Genomic DNA, 18,396 nt, shown 5'->3' with positions numbered 1-18,396 from the left:
TCGCGGCTTGTGTATGAGATGTGTTGCATCTGCCCGCTCCGCGTTACCGTCTCGATTTCTTGCCATTCGACAGTTGTGCCATGCGTCGATGTGTACCTCTTCTCGTTGTTGCGCTTGCCTTTGGGATGTGGATGGGCGCCCCCGCTTCCGCGTTCAGCCAGTCGTCGGGCTCGCCAGCCTCTGCCTTTGATCGGGCCCAAACGTTGTACGATCGCGGACTGTACGCCTCGGCGGCAACCGCGCTAAGCGACTTTCGGCGGGCTCATCCCCGACACAGCGCGGCCCCCGAAGCGCTGTATCTGGAGATCCGCTCCATGCAAGCGCTCGACCGTACCGAAGAGGCCTTTCGCCTCACGGAAGAGCTGCAGCGCCGCTACCCGCGTCATCCCGAGGCGGGGCGCCTCCTGCTTGCCATCAGTGAGGATGCACTTGAGCGCGGCGATGGAGACACCGCGCGGGCCTATCTCGAACGGCTACGCGAAGACGGCGACAGTGAGGTAGCCGCCCCGGCTACGGCGCTCCTCGCTCAACACGCCCACCGCGAAGGCCGTTCGCAAGAAGCCCTTTCGCTGTATATCGATCTGGTGCAATCGCACCCCGACCATGCCGAGGCGCCCGAGGCTGCATTTCGAGCCGGCCAGCTCTATCTACAGCGCGATCGCCCTGAAGACGCGACCCGTGCGTTCCAGACCGTGATCAACCGGTACAGCGACTCTCCTTTTGCTGAAGAGTCCCGTGACCCCCTCGCCGAAGCGCATGCCCGGCTTGAGCAGTACGAGGAGGCCATCGACGTACTCGAAGCCGCCTCGCACCGGTCGGCACGCGCCAATCAACTGCTTGGCTATGCATACCTGGAGGTGGGCAACTGGCACAGCGCCGAGCGCGCCCTCACCGATGCCACCGAAGGCGGCTCCCCCGACGCATCCATCGCATATGGACTCGGCTGGGCGGCGTATCACCAGGGCAACCATGAGCAGGCCGCCGAATACTTTGCCCAGGTGGGCAACTCCGATCATCCAGCAGCCCAAACTGCCCGGTTTGAGGCGGCCCGCAACCTTCAACAAGTTAGCCGAACCCACGAAGCCCGTGATGCCTACGCTGCCTACATCGATGTAAACCCTTCGGACGAACGTGCCGATGAGGCCATGTTCGAGGTCGGACGCCTCTACTATCAAGACGGCGACTACGACCAGGCCGGGCAAACCATGCAGCGCCTGCTGCGATCCTATGCGGGCTCTGAAAAGCGCGGCCAGGCTCACCTTATGCTCGGCAACGTAGCCCTGCAACGCGAGGACCTGCCTGGCGCCATGGATGCGTTTGATGAGGCCATCGACCGTGGCGCAGCGCCCGACTCTATCCGCGATGCCGTTGAGTTTCAGCAGGCCTGGTCGCTTTACGAAAGTCGGCAATATCGTGACGCCGCCGACGCGTTCTTGAATGTCCATGAGCGAGGCCAGGTGGAACAACGGCAGGAGGCTCTTTTCTGGGCCGGGGAAAGCCTCTTTCAAGAAGGCGCCCACGCTCAATCACGCACGCATTTGCAACGCTATGTAAGCGAGGCGCCCCGGGGCGAGTCGGCAGCGGCTGCACGATACACCATTGCCTGGTCGTATTTTAAAGAGGAAGACTACGAATCGGCAGCGAGCGCCTTTCAGCAGTTTCTGGACGCCTATGACGGCGACACGCGCATCCCTTACCGCGCCGATGCGCAACTCCGCCTGGGCGACAGCTACTTTGCACTCCGCCGCTACGAAGGTGCCATTGCCGCATACCAGAACGTAGAGGATACCGGACGCGATTATGCTCTCTTCCAAATAGGCGAAGCCTATAACCTGCTCAACGATCCAGAGTCGGCCACCGAAGCATTTGACGAACTCGTTGCCAGCTATGACGACGACAGCCGCTGGCATGCTGAAGCTCTCTACCGCCGTGGACGCGTCTATTTCCAGATGCAGGACTACGAGGCGGCTCGTTCCTCGTATGCCGAGTTGCTCGCTTCATACCCCGACCACCCTCTCACAGCGCGAGCCCAGTACGGCATTGGTGACGCCTACTTTAACCGAGGCGACATGGACGATGCCATTGCTGCATATCGGCAGGTGCTGGAAAATCATCCCGAAAGCGACTTATTCTCCGACGCGGCAGCTGGCATCCAATCTATCTTTGTCGTCCGCGATGATGTCGAAGGAGGCAGCGAACTGATTGAAGAAATTGCCGACCAGATCGACGACCCCAACCGCCGCGACGCGTTGCGCTTTCGTGCGGCTGAGACTGTCTACCAGAGTGGCGATACCGACCAGGCGCTGCGTCAACTGCGTCAGTTTGTGCGTACCGCCCACACCGATGCGTACCTGCCAGAAGCCTACTTCCTTCTTGGACGGGGCCACGCCAGTCAGCAAGAACCTGATGAAGCGCGCACTTACTTCGAGCAACTCATCGGCGAATATGAAGACCATCGACGCGTCCCCGATGCATCGCTTCGTCTCGGCGAGCTGCTTGCTCAATCTGAACGCTACGACGAAGCGCTTATCGCGTACCAGCGCGCCGCCGATCACGAAGCAGCCCCAACCGACATCATTGCCCGGGCTCGCTACGGCGAAGCAGTAGCACTGCTGAACCTCGATCGCCGCAACGACGCAGAAACGCTGCTGCGTGCCCTGGCCGAGACGAGTGACTCAGACCGCATAGCAACCTCTGCTCAACTTGGACTCGGGCGCCTGGCAGAGGATCGCAACGAACTTGAAGCAGCCGAACGGTTGTACCGTGAGGTCGCAGACGCCGCCTCGAACGAAACCGGAGCCGAAGCCCAGTACCGCCTCGGACGCTTGCTACGGCTTACCGAACGCCACAACGAAGCCCTCACCGAACTCGACCGCATTCCCACCCTGTATTCTGGCTATCCAGACTGGGTTGCGCAAAGTTATCTGGAGCAGGCCCGCACGTACAATCAAATGGGCCAAACCGGTGAAGCACAGCGCCTCTACGACCGCGTCATTAGTTCGTATGGAGGCACTCCCTTTGCCGAAGAAGCCCAGGAAGAACGCGTAGACCTGTAATTGTCCCCCCCGGTCTCCCTCCATGTTTTGTGCTCTAACGCCTTTTCGCCCTATGCGCTTTGCCGTTCTCATCTGCAGCCTACTTCTTGCCACCCCGTTAGCCAGTCTGGCTCAAACACAAGACGATGAGCCCGTTCTTCCCGAAATCACACCTCGTGAAATTGAGATCCGAGGCGAGTACAGCGTCGTATTTCCCTCGCTAGAACGCCCCATGTTGGATGAGTTGCAGCCCCGCACCAACGTGCAGGCCCTGCCATTAGATGGCCTTCCCCCAGCCACCCCCTTTACGTTTCAAATCGATGCCCTGCCTCCGCTCGATTTGGACCCGCCGGACTTTAGCAGAGATCTTGCTGGCATGCCCGAGTCTCCACTCGATGGCATAAACGGCTTCCTCGAAGCATCCGGCGGCCGCTTCACCGAACGGCTTGCTCACGCGCACTTTCAACTGCCTGTAAGCAGGACTACCCACATCAACCTGGATGCCGAATATGAAGGCATGCGGGGTAGCTCTCCTTTCGAGGAAAGCGCGCTGCGTACCACGTATAACGTGTTCGATGGCGCACTAGACCTGGAGCATCGCGGAGGATCATGGGGATGGCGCTCTGCCATTGATGGCGCCTATACCGACCGATCGCTCTACGGTCTCGCCAACGTATCGGCCTTTGAATCGCCAGCCCGAACGAGCACCCAAGTTGGCACCCATCACACCCTCGATATTTATGGCAACGTGCCCGTTACCTTCTCGGCCGGATATGAAGCGCACACCGCCACCTTCGACGCCGACAACGATACGGCGCCCGGAACGGGCTTACCAACACCTGGGGAAAGCCGTACGACTCAGCAGTTCACCAGTCAGCTCAACGTAACGTTCCCCCTCAACATCTTCGATCTACGACTCGATGGACGCACAACACTGGCCGGCCTCAATGGTGAACCAGCCTTTGCTGCCGATGCAAGAAGCGGACTTCTCCACACCACCGCCCATTTAGTCGACAGTCCTGATGTTCACGTAGAGGCTGGTTTTACCTTCATGAATGTTGCTGTTGATGCACCCTATGCGTTTTCCGCTTCCTCAAGCCTTTCGAACACATACGGGGCTCCCTACGCCCATGTCAAGTGGCACCCTACCCCTGGTTGGACAGTCTACGCCGACCAGACTCCAACACTTACGCTCCACACGCCCTCGACTCTATTTGATACGAACCCCTACACGATTACCGATCCTGGGGCGGGAGCCACCGTGCACACCCTCAACACAACTGCCGGACTTATATGGACGCCAGGACCTTTAACCCTCGATCTACATGCTGGTATCCAACGGAGTCCACAACGCATGTTTTTCGCGTTTGACAACGGCCTCTACACGCCAAACTCATTCGAATCGGACACCCGCCACATCGGGATTGATGCTACGCTACAAGCGCTGTCACCCTGGTTTGGAACGCTCCATCTCCAATATACAGATGGATCTATTGAGCAAGCAGATGGACTTCCTCTTGTTGCGCGTGCTCGCGGCGAAGCTACCGTAGGCTATCAGTTTGCTGATCGTCAAGCTCGTATCCAACTGCACATGCATGGACAAGGCCCGCGCGACCTGGATAATGACGGAACCACAACTGTTCCTGGCTTTGTTGCGCTTGGGCTTTCCGGAGACGTGCAGATCACGCCTAACTTAGAAGTAACCGGATATGTTAAAGACCTCGGTTCAAACGAGGTGCAAGAATGGCCTGGATACCCACAACCCACTGCTCGTATCGGCGGCGGCGTTCGGCTTCTCTGGTAAAAACACTCATTATACCATCAAAAACAGGTTTTCTGGACATTTGGCTCGGTTATGCATTGACGATGGACTAGAAATGTGGTAGTCTATAGTGCAGCCATTCACTATAACTCCAATTTTTCCTGTATGGCTATGGCCCAACCTTCCCCAAAAGCCATCATCGAGGCATTTGCCACCGCAGTTCAAGACGAGCTCGCCGAGGGGCGTAGCGTTGAACTGCCAGGCCTTGGTGTCTTAAAAGTGGAGCACAAACCCAGCTCCAAGACGGATGCTGCACAGTCCAACGATGCTGCATGGGTGCCGCCTCAACGCACGGTCGTCTTCGTGCCTAAAAACTCGTCTGCTGCTGACTGAATAGCGCTACCTCCTTATGTCTGACCGACTGCTCTCCCGACTGGCTGACTACCTTGATCTGTCCGAGTCCGAGGCAGGTCCCCTTATGGAAGCACTCCTCAATCAGGTGCGTAGCCGCGCCCAGTCTAGCGATTCTGGTGTGCGCATTCCTGACCTCGGTACATTTGCTACTGACGAAGATGGTACGCTCAGGTTTGAACCTGCCGATGCGCTCAAAGAAGCCGCGAACCGTCCTTACGAAGGGCTCCACGAAGAACCTGCGGCAGGTTCAGCCTCCCCGGCCTCTACCGATGCCCCCTCAACCACTACAGAGACGAAGCCTTCTGATGTAGAGGAAGACGCTGCTGCGTCGCCTTCGGAGGCTCCTGATTCGGGAAGCCTTTGGGGGGCTGCCATGCAGTCATCACCACCTTCGTCCGCGTCTACTTCGTCAAGCACAGATGCGGCAAACGCCGACACGGCACAGTTTAATGTTCCTGGTTCTGCATCATCCTCTGCGTCCGACAAAGACATGGACAGTGACCTGGACGAGGAAATCGACGATGACTTCTGGAGTCGCGACCGTGAATGGGATCTGTCTACTGTTGCGTTTAACGATATCGATCATGATGCTCCTATTGAAGAGCAGCTATCTGACCACACAGAGAGTAGCAGCGCGCCGCGTCCTGAAGAATCGCGCACGGCGCCTTCTAGTTCTTCGGCAGATCAACCCTCTCGCTCAGAGCCAGCCTCAGCGTCACCCTCTTCCTCTGCCCAAAGCCCTTCAAAGTCCCCTCCACCACCCGACGAACCGCCGGGAAGCTCCTCCAGTAACCGCTCTAGACTCCTTGTAGGCTTGCTTGCTGTTTTTCTTGTAGCGGCCGCAACGTGGATCGTGCTCGGAGAGCGAGGCACCGTTCCAGGTCCGCTCGATGTCGTCGAACGCATGACGGCCGCTTCCGAGCCTGAGCCTACCAATGGCGAAACCCCTTCGCCTGCTGAAGATCCAGGTACCAATGCAGATCCAGATACCGATCCGGATGCTGATCCCCCTCCTGCCATTGATCTGACAGCTGGCGGGTGGACGCTCGTTGTTGCATCTCGCCCTGATGAGGAAGAGGCTCGCTCCATTCGAGATGAGTTCGCCGGAGCTCTTCAGGAAACAAACCTGCCTGTCGATATTTTTCCCAGTCCAGCAGGAGATGGAACCATGCGGTATCGCGTTGTCGTAGGTCAATTTGAATCTCGTACGGCAGCTCAAGAGATTCGCGAAACGTATGAAGATCGTCTCCCTGAAGACGCCTGGAGCCTTCAACTAGAGCCCTAATTCACACCCTGAACTGATTTGTTGTACCCTGTGCTTATGAAGTTCGCCCTGCAGTCTACCCCCGAAGACGCTTCTGTTGCTGAAGACACATTGGCAGCAGCTTCAGAAGAAGGGGCCATGTCCGTCCTTGACATTTTGATTCAGGGCGGATGGGTGATGATTCCTATCTTATTGCTTTCGTTTATTGCCATCTACTTATTTATTGAGCGGCTTATTACCATTCGTCAAGCTGCGAGCAACCCGGATGCAATTACGAATCAAGTGCGCGACTACATCCGAGCCAATGACATTGACGGGGCGCTCTCTTACTGTAGCCGCAAAGACGTGCCCATTACTCGTATCTTAAGGCAGGGGTTGGAACGGCTGGGACGCCCTATTTCCGAGATTCAAGACGCGGTCCAGGCCGCTGGCAAACACGAAACCTTTCTCCTAGAGAAGCGGACCAATATGCTTGCCAGCATTGCAAGTGTAGCGCCAATGCTTGGCTTTTTTGGAACCGTGTTGGGTATGATTCGGGCCTTTCAAGATATTCAGTCTTTGCAGGGCAATGTAAACCCAAGCGTGCTGGCTGGCGGAATTTGGGAAGCACTTATTACAACAGCTGCAGGGCTCTTCGTGGGTATACTGGCTTCGCTGGCCTACAACTACCTGCTTGACCGTATCAAGCGTCTTACCAACGATATGGAGCGCTCAGCGACTGACTTTATTGACTTGCTTCAAGAACCAGTTTCGTGACTGGCTTCCAGATCATGACTGCTTCTACTTAAGCTTCAGTTGCTATGGCCTTTGACTTTGCTCCTTCACGCCCCCCCGTTTCTTCAATCAGTTTAGCCGGTATGACAGATGTCGTACTGCTGCTTCTGATTTTTTTCCTCCTCACTTCCAGCTTCGTTCCACAACTTGGTATTCAAGTCACCTTACCCGAGGTGGATTCATCTGCCCCTGTCGAACAGCAGTATATCACCGTCTCTCTCACCGACGACGGAACCTACTTCGTTGATGGCAACCCCGTTGAAGAAGCCCAACTTGTAGATCGTATTCGAGAAGCACGTACGCCTGAGACCACAACGGTCGTCCTACGTGCCGACCAGGGCGCTACCATTGCTCAATTCGCAAATGTCGCTTCTGCGGCTCAGGCACTTGAACTTCGGGTCCTAATGGCAACCGAACGAAGATCAAGCTGATATCGCCTTCACGGATGCGGTTTGATAATAGGAAAAGGAGGTAATGGACATCGCTGCAGTGCTTACAGAGGCGGTTTCATATCGGATAAACTGCTGCACCTCATAAACGCCCGTGGTTTGTATTGCTTTTTTCTCACCTCACCCGAGAACCTATTCTTGGTGGCGGTTCAGTTGATACGTGATTAAGTAGATACACAAACGTATCGTTTAACTAACATCTCATTGCAATGAACACTACCCACGACGCGCTCTGGACACAGCGGACGAGTGCTTCTAGAGCATCTATTGAGATGTCCTAAAAGTAATCACGACGTCGGTTGTAGGCTCTCTTCTCGCGATGACAAGCGGTTCGACCAAAACGAAGATACAATGTCTCTTGACGTCTATCCACTACTCTATCGCTTAGACATAGAAAGACCCCTTCCAGCAAAGAGCGAGACTGCTGGAAGGGGTCTTTCTGCGATCGGATGCAATCGCCGTACTAGCTTTTAAGAGTGAGCGAGATCCGCTCTTTTCAAAGTCTGCGACACGAAAGTATCATCAGAAACAGCACGTAGAAAGAGGTTTAGCCCTGACGTTGTCTCCATTGGTCAAGGACGGCCTCAAGCACAGCTCGTTCTGCAGAACGTCCTTGACTTTCGCCAAACTCATCTTCGCCTTCATCAAATCCGTCAGAGGCGTTCTGGTCTACGTCAACAGCACCGCTAGCGATGACTTCATCAACTCCAAACCCGTTTACTTCTTGGGCGAATATTTCACGTCGCGGATCCATCGAGATAACCTCGAAAGCTAGAATATCTTGGTATGGAACGGTGCTTTCAAGATTGAAAACATCATCTTGTACCGTTCCCGTATTGAGGATTGACTCGATAAGGTCTCCGTCGGTTATTTTAGCTACTTCGACAGGAACTCCATCTCTTTCCTCAATAACGATGAGCAACTCTTCTATTTGTTGGCGGGCCCCACGCCGCGTCATTCGAAGATCATAGGTCATGTAATATGTGATGGATGGGTCTTCCTCATACAAGGCAAAAACATTGAAATCGCCATCCATCGCCATCGCATCCTCGATCTCCGACACCGTCATGGAGACCTCATCGTCTCTCAGAAGATAGGTAAGTTCTATATCTTCATTGCGGATGATATTGTACATCCCTTCAAGAGCTGCTCCAACGTGGTCACGATGTTGAAAATTAACTCCAGAAAAGACCAGTTCTTGATCCTCATCTTGATTGACGCTTTGGGTTGGTGCAGCAGGTACACCAATTTGCACATTAGAAGACCACTGCGCTTGCGCCGTTTGCAACTGAGCCTGAAAAAGGAACAGTCCAAGTAGAAGGGCAAAGCTGCTGTAAATTGTATTTCGTAGAAGCATGTCAGTATAACGGATTGGGATCGAGGTTAACAAAAGGGGTCGTCCACTACTCAGTAGAACCTACAAAGCTAGGCACTTAGCATTCGTATCAAAAAGCGGTCCAGGTTGCTTTTTTCGACATACCCAGGGAATCTCATGTCATGCCCTTTCTTTATTGTACATTCCTATATACACCCATGCGCTCTAAAATAGAGACGCATTAAAGCACATTATACATTATAGAAGAACCCGTCGTGCCTTTTTCAACGAAAGGAGAGCCCCACCTGTATGAGACTCTCCTTTTTCATGGTTTTCAAGACGACAACCTAAGAGCCAAGTCTAAAACTCTACAGGCTCGCGTTGAATGAGGATGTCATTTGTTCAATGGGGACAGGAATGCGAGTACCAGCATGGTTGATCCGATTAACTGAGTTCACACGGAACGCTAAATTGACCCCTCCGGAGAGAGCTCCTTGTCGCTGAAGATCGTTTCGAAGATTGAGTTGGCCGTTTGCATCAGGCTGAAAGGTGCCCAGACGACTAAAGCCAATACCATCCTGATAAAGAACCTCTACTTCACCGACTTCGTAGTTGGCATCGGCACTGTACCGGCTCGCAAATTCTGCATCTGGCTCGACATTGAAGGTTACCGTTGCAGACGTTCCGATTCGATCTCCTGCATCAATACGCTGACCATCCTGATCGGCAAGATTTAACGACGGATTGGGGGGATCGATGATTCCAAACTCTTGACTTCCAAGCGGTACATCATCACCGTCCTCTTGAATCAGATAGGCCATGACCTCAATGGATTCGCCCGATGAAGGACTTAACTGCAAGGTTGTGCCTTCTGCTGACTGTCCTGCAGCTTCAAGACGAAGCCGTTCGCCTTCAAGCCCGGGTACTTGAATACGCACCTCATTACGCACTTGTCGGTAAATTGCATCGGCAGCAACGGTTTGCCCGATTACCTCAGGACGCCGCACGGTAAAGCCGCCTTCAATCTCTTCAGTGGCTTGCTCTCCATCCACAGTAGTGTAAGTTAGCAAAGCTTGATAGGTTACGTCTCGCTCGTTTTGTCCTTCTTCCAAAAGGTTGCCAGTATCCATTCTAAGAACAGAACGGGTACGGCCATCTTCATCCTCGATCTCTTCGACACGCAATAATTCGTCAAGCGACTCGATTTCGTACTCAGTAGGAGCAGCAGCAAGGTATGCCCCAGCTTGATGGGTCTGCCCCAACACCATGTTGTCTTGACCGACCACAATAGACTCAATACTACGAAAATATGCTGTATCTTCCTCAATATCGAATGTGCTCATCGCATAGAGCAGGATGGGAAGATACAAGGCCAGCATAATCTGGTACCTTAGCGTCTTTACTCGTATTGTTGCGTCTCCCATGGGATTCTCTACCTTGGCTTTAAGATGTACGTATTGAGCACTACTGGTGGGTGCGGCCTGACACTATTGCTGCCAGCCTCATTGTAAAGCAGCTACTTACTGCCGTTACTTCCCGACTCATTGAAAGTACGAAAGCGCTCAAGCATATCGTCCAGATCATTGCGCATGGTTTCAACCGTTTCACCGGCCCCTTCCATTTCACTACCCAGCGTACGCATACCTTCGCCCAGTCGGCTCGCATCTTCGGCAAGTTCACCGCTAGCAACCTCCGAAAGCTTGGTACGCATATCTTTGACAGCGACGCGAGCACGCTTCATTTCACCTGCCATGTCATGGATTTCACCCCCGAACTGCTTAATTTCTTTGCCAAGCGCGCTCATCATGACATTTAGGTCATCGTTGACCTTCTTTTCCATCATTTTGCGAGCGGATGCACTCGGTGCAGGCCCTTGAGCGGCCTGTACAACGGCAGCGCCTCCACCTGCTGCTGCACCTGCCCCTGCTTTCTGGCCTTCTTCAGTTTCTTCAAAGGGTTCCATCACAAATGCTTGAGCAAGCTCTAGTATACCCATGATAATAAAGGCACCAGCCTCGCCAAGAAACCCTACAACCATGAAGGTGTCTGCGTAGGGCTCGCCAGCAGGGTTATCCCAGATCTTGAAAAAGACCCCAAGAATAGCAGCAGAGCCAAATATTCCAATAAAGAATCCGAGCACTTTTGTTACGAGCTCGAAAATGTATTCCTTTCTATTACTGGCCATGAGATCAAGGTATGTTTCGGTAAATCGGTTACAGCGGGTGATTAAAGCATACTGAAGACAACTTCAGTAGCAAAAAAGGGGTTACCCTAGTTACTAAGATTACAGAGAAGGCTTCTGGATTGTTTTACATGGCTATGCAACGTCTAATTGGTAACACCGTCGGTAAGGGATAGCAGGGTTAGAAAACGCACCGATCTCTTTATCTCACTTGTTAGTCGTCGAAAAGATCATCGGGCTCTTCGTCGTCCTCCTCCTCGTCGGGATCATCAGCGGCAGGAGGAAGAGCAAGGTCAGTGCCTGTATCACCTTCTACTACCGTGAGATCAGCCGCACATCTAAAGCCAATTTCTCGACTTCCTCTATCTTTGTGATGCGAATCTCGAACACCTACACCGATATCGAATGAGTTTGATGACCAAGACCCACCCCGAACAACGCGATCTTCTTGAGATTCGTCGTGGAAAGCGGTAGGCTCTGCCTCATTATCGTAGTGATCATAGGTTGAACTGTATGCATCTTCAACCCACTCGGCAGCATTTCCAGCCATGTCATGTATTCCCCATCGATTAGGAGGAAATGCACCGACTGGAGCTACGTTTGAGTACCCTGTAGCAGCTGGATTTCCTTCAGGGCTAAAGTTAGCAAGGTAGCGCCCTCGTTCATCAGTGGCTCTAAACCCACGCCATGGATATACAGCTCCAACCTGGCCGGCCCGTGCGGCATATTCCCACTCGGCTTCAGTAGGAAGGCGACGGTTTCCATTCCATTCACAGAATGCACGTGCATTCTCCCATGTTACACCAATGACAGGATAATCTTCAAACTGAGACTGGGTTATATAGCTATTTCGAGCATCCTCATCTCCTCCCCAAGCATCAGCATCAGGAAGCAAGTTTCGATCGTTTCGATCTAGAACAAACTCTAGATATTCCCGATTTGTGACTTCAAATCGGTCAATGTAGTACTGACTCATTGCAAGCACCACACGTCCAGCTTCCTCACGATCATGTACATCTTCATCCGTTAAGCCCATAATGAAGGTGCCCGTGGGCATACGGACCATATCGCCGTACGTATGTGGGTCATCAGGATTTAGGCTCGGAAGCATAGCATCTGCGACCATGGGCTGCAGTTCATTATCCACCTCTCCATCTCCATCGAAAGTGGCGTTAGACACCATACCGAGCGTTGCGACCAGCAAAAATAGGCTTGTACCAGCAACGAGTGCGGAAGATAAAAGCCAATGTACCGATTTATCGTTTGGGGTCTTCATACCTGTAAATTAGTCAGCAATGTGCAAATTATACGATACAGGCGTGTTATAACAACGACAACAACGAACGTATCGCAGTGAGATCAATCTACCACCTCATGGATCAAGGCTCCGGAAACGACGGATCCAACTCCTGAGGTTCTTCTTCAACATCTTCTTCCACTTCCACGTCAGGGGCATCTGCTTCCGGTGGAGCTTCTACTTCTTCTTCTACGGCATCAATATCAACCTGACTTAGGGTCGCTGCGCACCGGAAGCTGACCTCATCTCCGCCAATCGACTCCCCATCTCGTACACGATCTACGGGAATGTCACGCGGTGCACGCTCCCGAACACCAACACCAATTTCGAACTCTCCTGAACGCCACGATCCCCCACGGATGGTGCGCTGGTTTTCACGGGGATTGGTATGCCGCGGATTTCGCTCGGCATGACGTCCGTAATCACGTGTCCAGGCATCAGCGGTCCACTCATAGGCGTTTCCAGCCATATCGAAAAGCCCCCAACGATTTGGTTCATACGAACCAACGGGGTCGGGGTTTGAGGAATTAAAGTTTGCTAACGGGCTGCCACGACGCTCGGCGCTAAGTCCTGGCCATGGGTAGGCAGACCCAATCACACCTCCACGAGCAGCGTATTCCCATTGTGCCTCGGTTGGCAAGCTGTGTCCACGCCATTGACAGTAGGCCTGGGCTTGATCCCAAGTAGCATAAAGAACAGGAGACTGGCCTTCACTTTCAAAATAACGCTCCGCTTCTGCATCAGGAAGCTCCAATTCATTTTCTTGAAGCTCATCGCCCGAAAGATCTTCAAGGAAGCGTTTATAATCGTCGTTAGTCACCATGTACTGGTCCATGAAGAATCCACTCATAGAGATCCGAAGGCGTCCTGGATCTTGATCAAGATCGCTACGAGGGTCGGTCGGCCCCATAAGGAATGTCCCGCTGGGAAGGCGAATCATGTCACTGTGATCAGCAAACTCAAACAGGTCTTCTTCCGGATCTATTTCGCGATCATAGGGAAGACGGCCGGGATCACCAAACTCCCCATAGAAGCGGGCAACCTCTACCGTACGTGGAAGCATAAGTGGCGACCCTCCAACCAAATCCCATTTGGTATACGGTATGTTAAATTCCAGGTCACCATCGGCAAATTCGTCATCACTCGGGCAGTACCCGAACGGTCCACACTCGGCATCGGAGTCAGCAAACGAATCTGGTTGGTCAGTAACACCACGTGCGGGAAGCTCTCGGTCAACACGCTGTAATTGATACGACACACCAAGAGAAGGCATGAAGCTCGCAACTAAGTTTGGCTGCACAACCCCGCCATCAATTTCCTCGTTCCAGGCCCATCGGCCGGCCAATTCAGCTTTTAGGCGGACGTTTTGCCCAACATCGTAGTCAAGTCCGATACCAGCAGGAAAGAGACCGCGCTCTTCTTCCTGCCCAAATATGAACCGCCCATACCCGACATGCAGATAGGGACTAACTTGACTGTCTGACCCAAGGACATGGAACTCAACGCCAAGATCCGCGGAAGTTAGTTCTTGATACGTTAGCCCCCCTCGAACGCGAGCTACGCGATTCAGGTCAAACATCACCCCCCCTGAAATGGCAGGGTTCGTACCTGCGAGGTTAGAAGGAGTCGCATCTTCGGAAAGAAGCGCACCACCAGTAACAAACAGGCGCTGTGCGTCTGCGTCTTGTGGCAAGCTAACTAACCCAACCAGCAACAGGGCACAAAGAATCGTAAGCGTACGCCGCATAATCATGTGTATTACAACAGTCAAACAAGCAATGTGTGAGTGCACAGAAACCTTGCCCCAACCTGTGCACTTATGATGAATATCGAGACATATAAAATCAAGCCCGGTTCTTAGTTCCGCTGTTAAGGGGCAGAGCGATTATCATCGAAAGTCAAACCGATACGTGATTTCTACAAAACCCATGTAATCAGGACGCTCTACCCCGTCGATTCCTGTATGTCCGTCAAGCCACCCAGTAGTTGGAACACGAACTCCCATCCGGAAGGTGTCGAAAAAAGAAACCCCTCCAACAAACGACCCTGTAACACGGCTACCGAGCTCCTCAAACCGGCTGTCCCCTTCTGGAAAGTTTTCGTAGGTTGGTGCAATAAGAAAGAGAGGACCTCCACCAACAAAAACCCGGAATAGCCCTTGTCTAACATAGGGAAGATCGTAATCAGCTGTGACATCTAAACCGAGCAAGTTGTTTGTGAACTCAATCGGGGCATTTTGACCTGTAGTACGCCCGTCAATGCGGTGATATTGCAAACCAACATTCAATCCATACTGGTCGAACTCACCTAAACGACGATCTAACGCAACACCAATAGATGGATTAGCTGAACTAACATACTTTAGGATGTTGTTGCCAGGGTTGCGACTCAAGTCACCTTGATAGGTGTTGATACCCACCCCAATTTTGATGCCATGGATAAACGACTCTCCTGAGACCTCCTCTTGCGCTTCGCCTTGCCCCAACCCTTGCAGGCCTTGTGCCTGCATTGTCTGCACAGGCATAAGTAGCAGAGACACAACAAAGACAAACGCAAACGTAACCGTATGTAGTGCTTTGGTAGGCATGTACCCAACGCCGTTATAGTTCTTTTAGAATCGAAGACTGCCCGCTGCACCTAAGGTACAACATTAGCAGTTGTCACTACGCTGCATTACATAATACATCGTAGCTGGACAAGTAACAAACCGAGTGTAAAAGGATAACCAGAACTTCCTAAACTGGCTGCATCAACTGCTTAAACCGTCGCGCAAGCTATTACAAACCTGGCTTGCCTTCGCATAAGCAGCCTTTTACCTGTGTTGCTTAAACACAATAGGGAATACATTGCTTGCATGCAAAGTGCGGCACCACTTTAACGCAAAAACAAGACCAAGCAGCACAGAAAGGGGAATTATAGAGATACCTTCGACTAATCTGTTGAGGCTACTACGATACCCCCACCATGCATTGATCCTCCATCTTTATGAAAAGCCTTGCTTAGCCATGCCACCAACTACGATCTAATGAACGATACTGAATCGCTTCGGAAACATGAGTAGCTTGAATTGCTGCAGTTCCTGCAAGATCTGCAATGGTACGAGATACTTTTAATACACGCGTATATGCTCGTGCACTAAGCCCCATTTGGTCAATGGCCGTTTTTAGCAACGTCGTTCCGGGTTCATCTAAATTGCAGTACGACTGAACAGCAGCGGCGTTCATCTGCGCATTCGCGTGCACACCATCGCTCGACTTAAATCGGTGCGCCTGCTGATTCCGCGCTGCTACAACACGAGATCGCACTTGTTCTGACGATTCCGTTCCCTGCTCAGAGGCTTGGAGTTCGTCAAAGTCAACAGGTGCCACCTCAATGTGCAGGTCGATGCGGTCCATGAGTGGGCCGCTAATTTTGCTGAGGTAGCGCTGCACTTGAGCAGGCCGACACACGCACTCTCGCTTAGGGTCATTCAAATAACCACAGGGACATGGGTTCATGCTTGCCATGAGCATAAACCGAGCTGGGTACGTAACTGTGGAGCGCGCTCGGCTAATAGTGATACGCCCTTCTTCAATGGGTTGACGCATCACCTCCAGCACGCGGCGCTGAAACTCAGGAAGCTCATCTAAAAACAGTACGCCATTGTGTGCTAACGAAATCTCACCCGGTGACGGGTGCGCTCCCCCTCCACACAGACCAGCATCAGAAATTGTATGGTGCGGTGACCGAAACGGACGCTGCGTCACGAGCCCTTTTCCGGGGTCGAGCGTACCGTTTACCGAGTATATCTTGGTCGTCTCTAGCGCTTCAGATGTCGAAAGCGGCGGCAAAATGCCCGGCATCCGCCGGGCCAACATGGTCTTTCCTGCTCCAGGAGGCCCAACAAGCAACACATTGTGTCCCCCCGCAGCAGCAACTTCCAATGCCCGCTTCACGTTATCTTGTCCTTTCACATCTGAAAAATCAGTTGGCGCCTCTGTTCCGTTCTGTAACGCTTGCTTTACGTTAGGCAGCGGTTCTGCAGGGCGCACTCCTTCAGACAAGAAATGCACAGCTTCTTTAATTGTCTGTACAGGCACCACGGAAAGACCATCTACCACCGCCGCCTCGCGGGCATTTTCTTTCGGGACAATTACATAATCACACCCTTTGGATGCAGCTTTAATAGCCATGGGCAAAACCCCTCGAACGGGACGCACCGTTCCGTCTAGCGCCAACTCCCCCATAACCCATGCCCGAGCCAACCGGTCTTTCGGCATGTGATCTGTGTAGGCTGCCAACAACCCAATCGCCAGAGGTAGGTCGAAGGCAGATCCTTCTTTGGGCACATCCGCCGGAGCCAGGTTTACCGTGATACGTCCACGCGGTATAGGCAGCCCGCTGGTCTTGAGCGCCGACATAACGCGGTCACGACTCTCGCGTACTGCTCCGTGAGGAAGCCCGACAACCGTGTACTTCCGAAGCCCAGAGTCGATATGGGTTTCGATCTCGATGGGCAACGCGTCTACCCCAATTGTTGTGCTACTCCAAACACGGCTTAGCATATGCCAATGTAAATCAGGTCAGCAACCGGTACATCGCTTACGACCCATCCGCAAGCAATTCGTAACGTCTCCGACGGCCTAATTAACGCCGGCATGCTGCTATGAAGTCGCAAATTTCGCCGTGACGGGCTTGCGCGTCAGCGTATCCAATCTCCATAACGCGATCAATGTATCCGCGAGCAAACAGCAGTACACTTAACCAATCGGCATTGCGCACCTCGCTGGCTCCTACCCCGTTCGTTAAATACCGAAGTGTAGTAGGTAACTCGCTAGTGTACTCATGTGCAAAGCTGCTCAGGTTTACAGAGGGGCGTAACTGAAAGAGATCGATGACTCGCTCTGAGGAGCCCCCTTCGTGTTGTCCATTGCGACGCTGCTTTTCTTTCACGAGCCGGTTGATCCGTTGCAAGTTATCAATATCTTGCTCCAATGCATCGGTAAACACAGCATTTACTAGCAACCCCATGATTTGCGCCAAGGGCGGATGGCCATAAACCGAGGGCGTTCCAGCCTCGCGTTGCGTTGGTTTATGACGCGTACCGATGACCATAATGTGCGTTGCTCCTAAATGCACTGCCGGTGCCAACGGAGCCATGAGACGTACACCTCCATCTCCATACCACGCATCATTGATGCGAACGGGAGGGAAAACCAACGGAAGGGCTGTGGATGCCATGATATGATCGACGCACAATCGGGTGTGGCGGCCCACGCGATCTGGGCGCTCCCATTCGTCAAAGTCGCATCCCTGCACCCAGGTTACCGTCTGGCCCGTTGTGTAACTTGTTGTTACTACGGCAGCGCTCTTTAGCCATCCGGTGCGTAAGTTTTGCTGGATTCCCGTCAACTCGCCCTCTGTTGTGCCCATCTTAGAATGCAAGAACGTCCGAAGCGGACTTGGATCCAGCAATCCGCGCTGTTGCGGATCGCCCTGAGCCCGTTTTTCGGGAGTACGATCGGCCACTAACCTACGCACAATGTCAATCCCCGAGTTAATGTCAAACACCTGATCGGCAGACAAATTGCGCCAGTTACGTGCTAAACTGGCTGTGGCCTGTGCAAACGTGCCAGAATGGTTTGCCAACTGTGTGGTATTGATAGCTCCTGCAGACACACCGGTAAGCACTGAAAACCGAAATGAGGGAAAGGTCTCGGCCATGTACCGAAGCACCCCCACCTGATATGCCGACCGCGCCCCACCGCCGCCTAACACAAGCGCAATGGTAGGCGTATCGGCCTGCTGCTTGCGCGAGTCTGCCTCCGGTGTCTGAAACAAACGATCAGGGAGAAAGCGCCGATACCAGTTGCTCATCCTTCGTAATAGTTAGCTACAAAAGCACCTACTTGCATCAATATAGCG

Annotated in this window: 14 protein-coding genes; 6 read left to right on the top strand and 8 right to left on the bottom strand. The window is 53.0% G+C overall.

What is annotated here, in order from left to right:
• The first annotated feature begins 80 nt into the window (after positions 1-80).
• The 6 genes from ACZ5AL_RS03685 (at position 81) to ACZ5AL_RS03660 (ending at position 7,680) form a co-directional block, all read left to right on the top strand.
• Positions 81-3,056: a tetratricopeptide repeat protein gene (locus ACZ5AL_RS03685; protein ID WP_464512253.1), complete on the top strand. Its 2,976-nt coding sequence runs from the start codon at positions 81-83 to the stop codon at positions 3,054-3,056.
• Between the two features lie 52 nt (positions 3,057-3,108).
• Positions 3,109-4,839, top strand: coding sequence for a TonB-dependent receptor (locus tag ACZ5AL_RS03680; protein ID WP_464512251.1), 1,731 nt, complete (start codon positions 3,109-3,111; stop codon positions 4,837-4,839).
• A gap of 123 nt (positions 4,840-4,962) precedes the next feature.
• Entirely contained in the window at positions 4,963-5,190 is a 228-nt protein-coding gene (locus tag ACZ5AL_RS03675) for an HU family DNA-binding protein (protein WP_464512250.1), read from the top strand.
• 16 nt (positions 5,191-5,206) lie between these two features.
• Positions 5,207-6,496 carry an SPOR domain-containing protein gene (locus ACZ5AL_RS03670; RefSeq protein WP_464512249.1) on the top strand — a complete coding sequence of 430 codons (1,290 nt, stop codon included), beginning with the start codon at positions 5,207-5,209 and terminating at the stop codon, positions 6,494-6,496.
• Positions 6,497-6,532: 36 nt separating this feature from the next.
• A complete protein-coding gene (locus ACZ5AL_RS03665; protein WP_464512247.1) occupies positions 6,533-7,231 on the top strand; it encodes a MotA/TolQ/ExbB proton channel family protein in 699 nt (232 codons plus the stop codon).
• A 44-nt stretch (positions 7,232-7,275) separates the two neighbouring features.
• The gene (locus tag ACZ5AL_RS03660; protein WP_464512246.1) at positions 7,276-7,680 is read left to right on the top strand and encodes an ExbD/TolR family protein; all 405 of its coding nucleotides are present in this window, start codon (positions 7,276-7,278) and stop codon (positions 7,678-7,680) included.
• Between the two features lie 565 nt (positions 7,681-8,245).
• Here the strand turns inward: ACZ5AL_RS03660 and ACZ5AL_RS03655 are convergent.
• The 8 genes from ACZ5AL_RS03655 to ACZ5AL_RS03620 all read right to left on the bottom strand — a co-directional run bounded on the left by ACZ5AL_RS03655 (position 8,246) and on the right by ACZ5AL_RS03620 (position 18,348).
• A complete protein-coding gene (locus tag ACZ5AL_RS03655; RefSeq protein ID WP_464512245.1) occupies positions 8,246-9,055 on the bottom strand; it encodes a hypothetical protein in 810 nt (269 codons plus the stop codon).
• A gap of 326 nt (positions 9,056-9,381) precedes the next feature.
• Positions 9,382-10,392 carry a hypothetical protein gene (locus ACZ5AL_RS03650; RefSeq protein ID WP_464512244.1) on the bottom strand — a complete coding sequence of 337 codons (1,011 nt, stop codon included), beginning with the start codon at positions 10,390-10,392 and terminating at the stop codon, positions 9,382-9,384.
• Positions 10,393-10,529: 137 nt separating this feature from the next.
• Positions 10,530-11,198 carry a hypothetical protein gene (locus tag ACZ5AL_RS03645; RefSeq protein ID WP_464512243.1) on the bottom strand — a complete coding sequence of 223 codons (669 nt, stop codon included), beginning with the start codon at positions 11,196-11,198 and terminating at the stop codon, positions 10,530-10,532.
• 211 nt (positions 11,199-11,409) lie between these two features.
• Positions 11,410-12,471 carry a formylglycine-generating enzyme family protein gene (locus ACZ5AL_RS03640; RefSeq protein ID WP_464512241.1) on the bottom strand — a complete coding sequence of 354 codons (1,062 nt, stop codon included), beginning with the start codon at positions 12,469-12,471 and terminating at the stop codon, positions 11,410-11,412.
• Between the two features lie 103 nt (positions 12,472-12,574).
• Positions 12,575-14,263, bottom strand: a complete 1,689-nt coding sequence (locus ACZ5AL_RS03635) for a formylglycine-generating enzyme family protein (protein WP_464512240.1) — start codon at positions 14,261-14,263, stop codon at positions 12,575-12,577.
• Positions 14,264-14,380: 117 nt separating this feature from the next.
• Entirely contained in the window at positions 14,381-15,079 is a 699-nt protein-coding gene (locus tag ACZ5AL_RS03630) for a hypothetical protein (protein WP_464512239.1), read from the bottom strand.
• A gap of 412 nt (positions 15,080-15,491) precedes the next feature.
• On the bottom strand, positions 15,492-17,036 hold the full coding sequence (locus tag ACZ5AL_RS03625; RefSeq protein WP_464512238.1) for a YifB family Mg chelatase-like AAA ATPase: 1,545 nt from the start codon (positions 17,034-17,036) through the stop codon (positions 15,492-15,494).
• A gap of 82 nt (positions 17,037-17,118) precedes the next feature.
• Positions 17,119-18,348, bottom strand: a complete 1,230-nt coding sequence (locus ACZ5AL_RS03620; protein WP_464512237.1) for a patatin-like phospholipase family protein — start codon at positions 18,346-18,348, stop codon at positions 17,119-17,121.
• Positions 18,349-18,396: the final 48 nt, after the last annotated feature.

The sequence above is a fragment of the Natronotalea proteinilytica genome (genome assembly GCF_055379935.1).
This window is presented reverse-complemented; position numbering and strand designations above follow the sequence as displayed.

Coding starts and splice junctions, on each gene's coding strand:
- ACZ5AL_RS03685 (WP_464512253.1), top strand. CDS start 81: ATGCGTCGATGTGTACCTCTTCTCGTTGTTGCGCTTGCCTTTGGGATG.
- ACZ5AL_RS03680 (WP_464512251.1), top strand. CDS start 3,109: ATGCGCTTTGCCGTTCTCATCTGCAGCCTACTTCTTGCCACCCCGTTA.
- ACZ5AL_RS03675 (WP_464512250.1), top strand. CDS start 4,963: ATGGCTATGGCCCAACCTTCCCCAAAAGCCATCATCGAGGCATTTGCC.
- ACZ5AL_RS03670 (WP_464512249.1), top strand. CDS start 5,207: ATGTCTGACCGACTGCTCTCCCGACTGGCTGACTACCTTGATCTGTCC.
- ACZ5AL_RS03665 (WP_464512247.1), top strand. CDS start 6,533: ATGAAGTTCGCCCTGCAGTCTACCCCCGAAGACGCTTCTGTTGCTGAA.
- ACZ5AL_RS03660 (WP_464512246.1), top strand. CDS start 7,276: ATGGCCTTTGACTTTGCTCCTTCACGCCCCCCCGTTTCTTCAATCAGT.
- ACZ5AL_RS03655 (WP_464512245.1), bottom strand. CDS start 9,055: ATGCTTCTACGAAATACAATTTACAGCAGCTTTGCCCTTCTACTTGGA.
- ACZ5AL_RS03650 (WP_464512244.1), bottom strand. CDS start 10,392: ATGCTGGCCTTGTATCTTCCCATCCTGCTCTATGCGATGAGCACATTC.
- ACZ5AL_RS03645 (WP_464512243.1), bottom strand. CDS start 11,198: ATGGCCAGTAATAGAAAGGAATACATTTTCGAGCTCGTAACAAAAGTG.
- ACZ5AL_RS03640 (WP_464512241.1), bottom strand. CDS start 12,471: ATGAAGACCCCAAACGATAAATCGGTACATTGGCTTTTATCTTCCGCA.
- ACZ5AL_RS03630 (WP_464512239.1), bottom strand. CDS start 15,079: ATGCCTACCAAAGCACTACATACGGTTACGTTTGCGTTTGTCTTTGTT.
- ACZ5AL_RS03625 (WP_464512238.1), bottom strand. CDS start 17,036: ATGCTAAGCCGTGTTTGGAGTAGCACAACAATTGGGGTAGACGCGTTG.
- ACZ5AL_RS03620 (WP_464512237.1), bottom strand. CDS start 18,348: ATGAGCAACTGGTATCGGCGCTTTCTCCCTGATCGTTTGTTTCAGACA.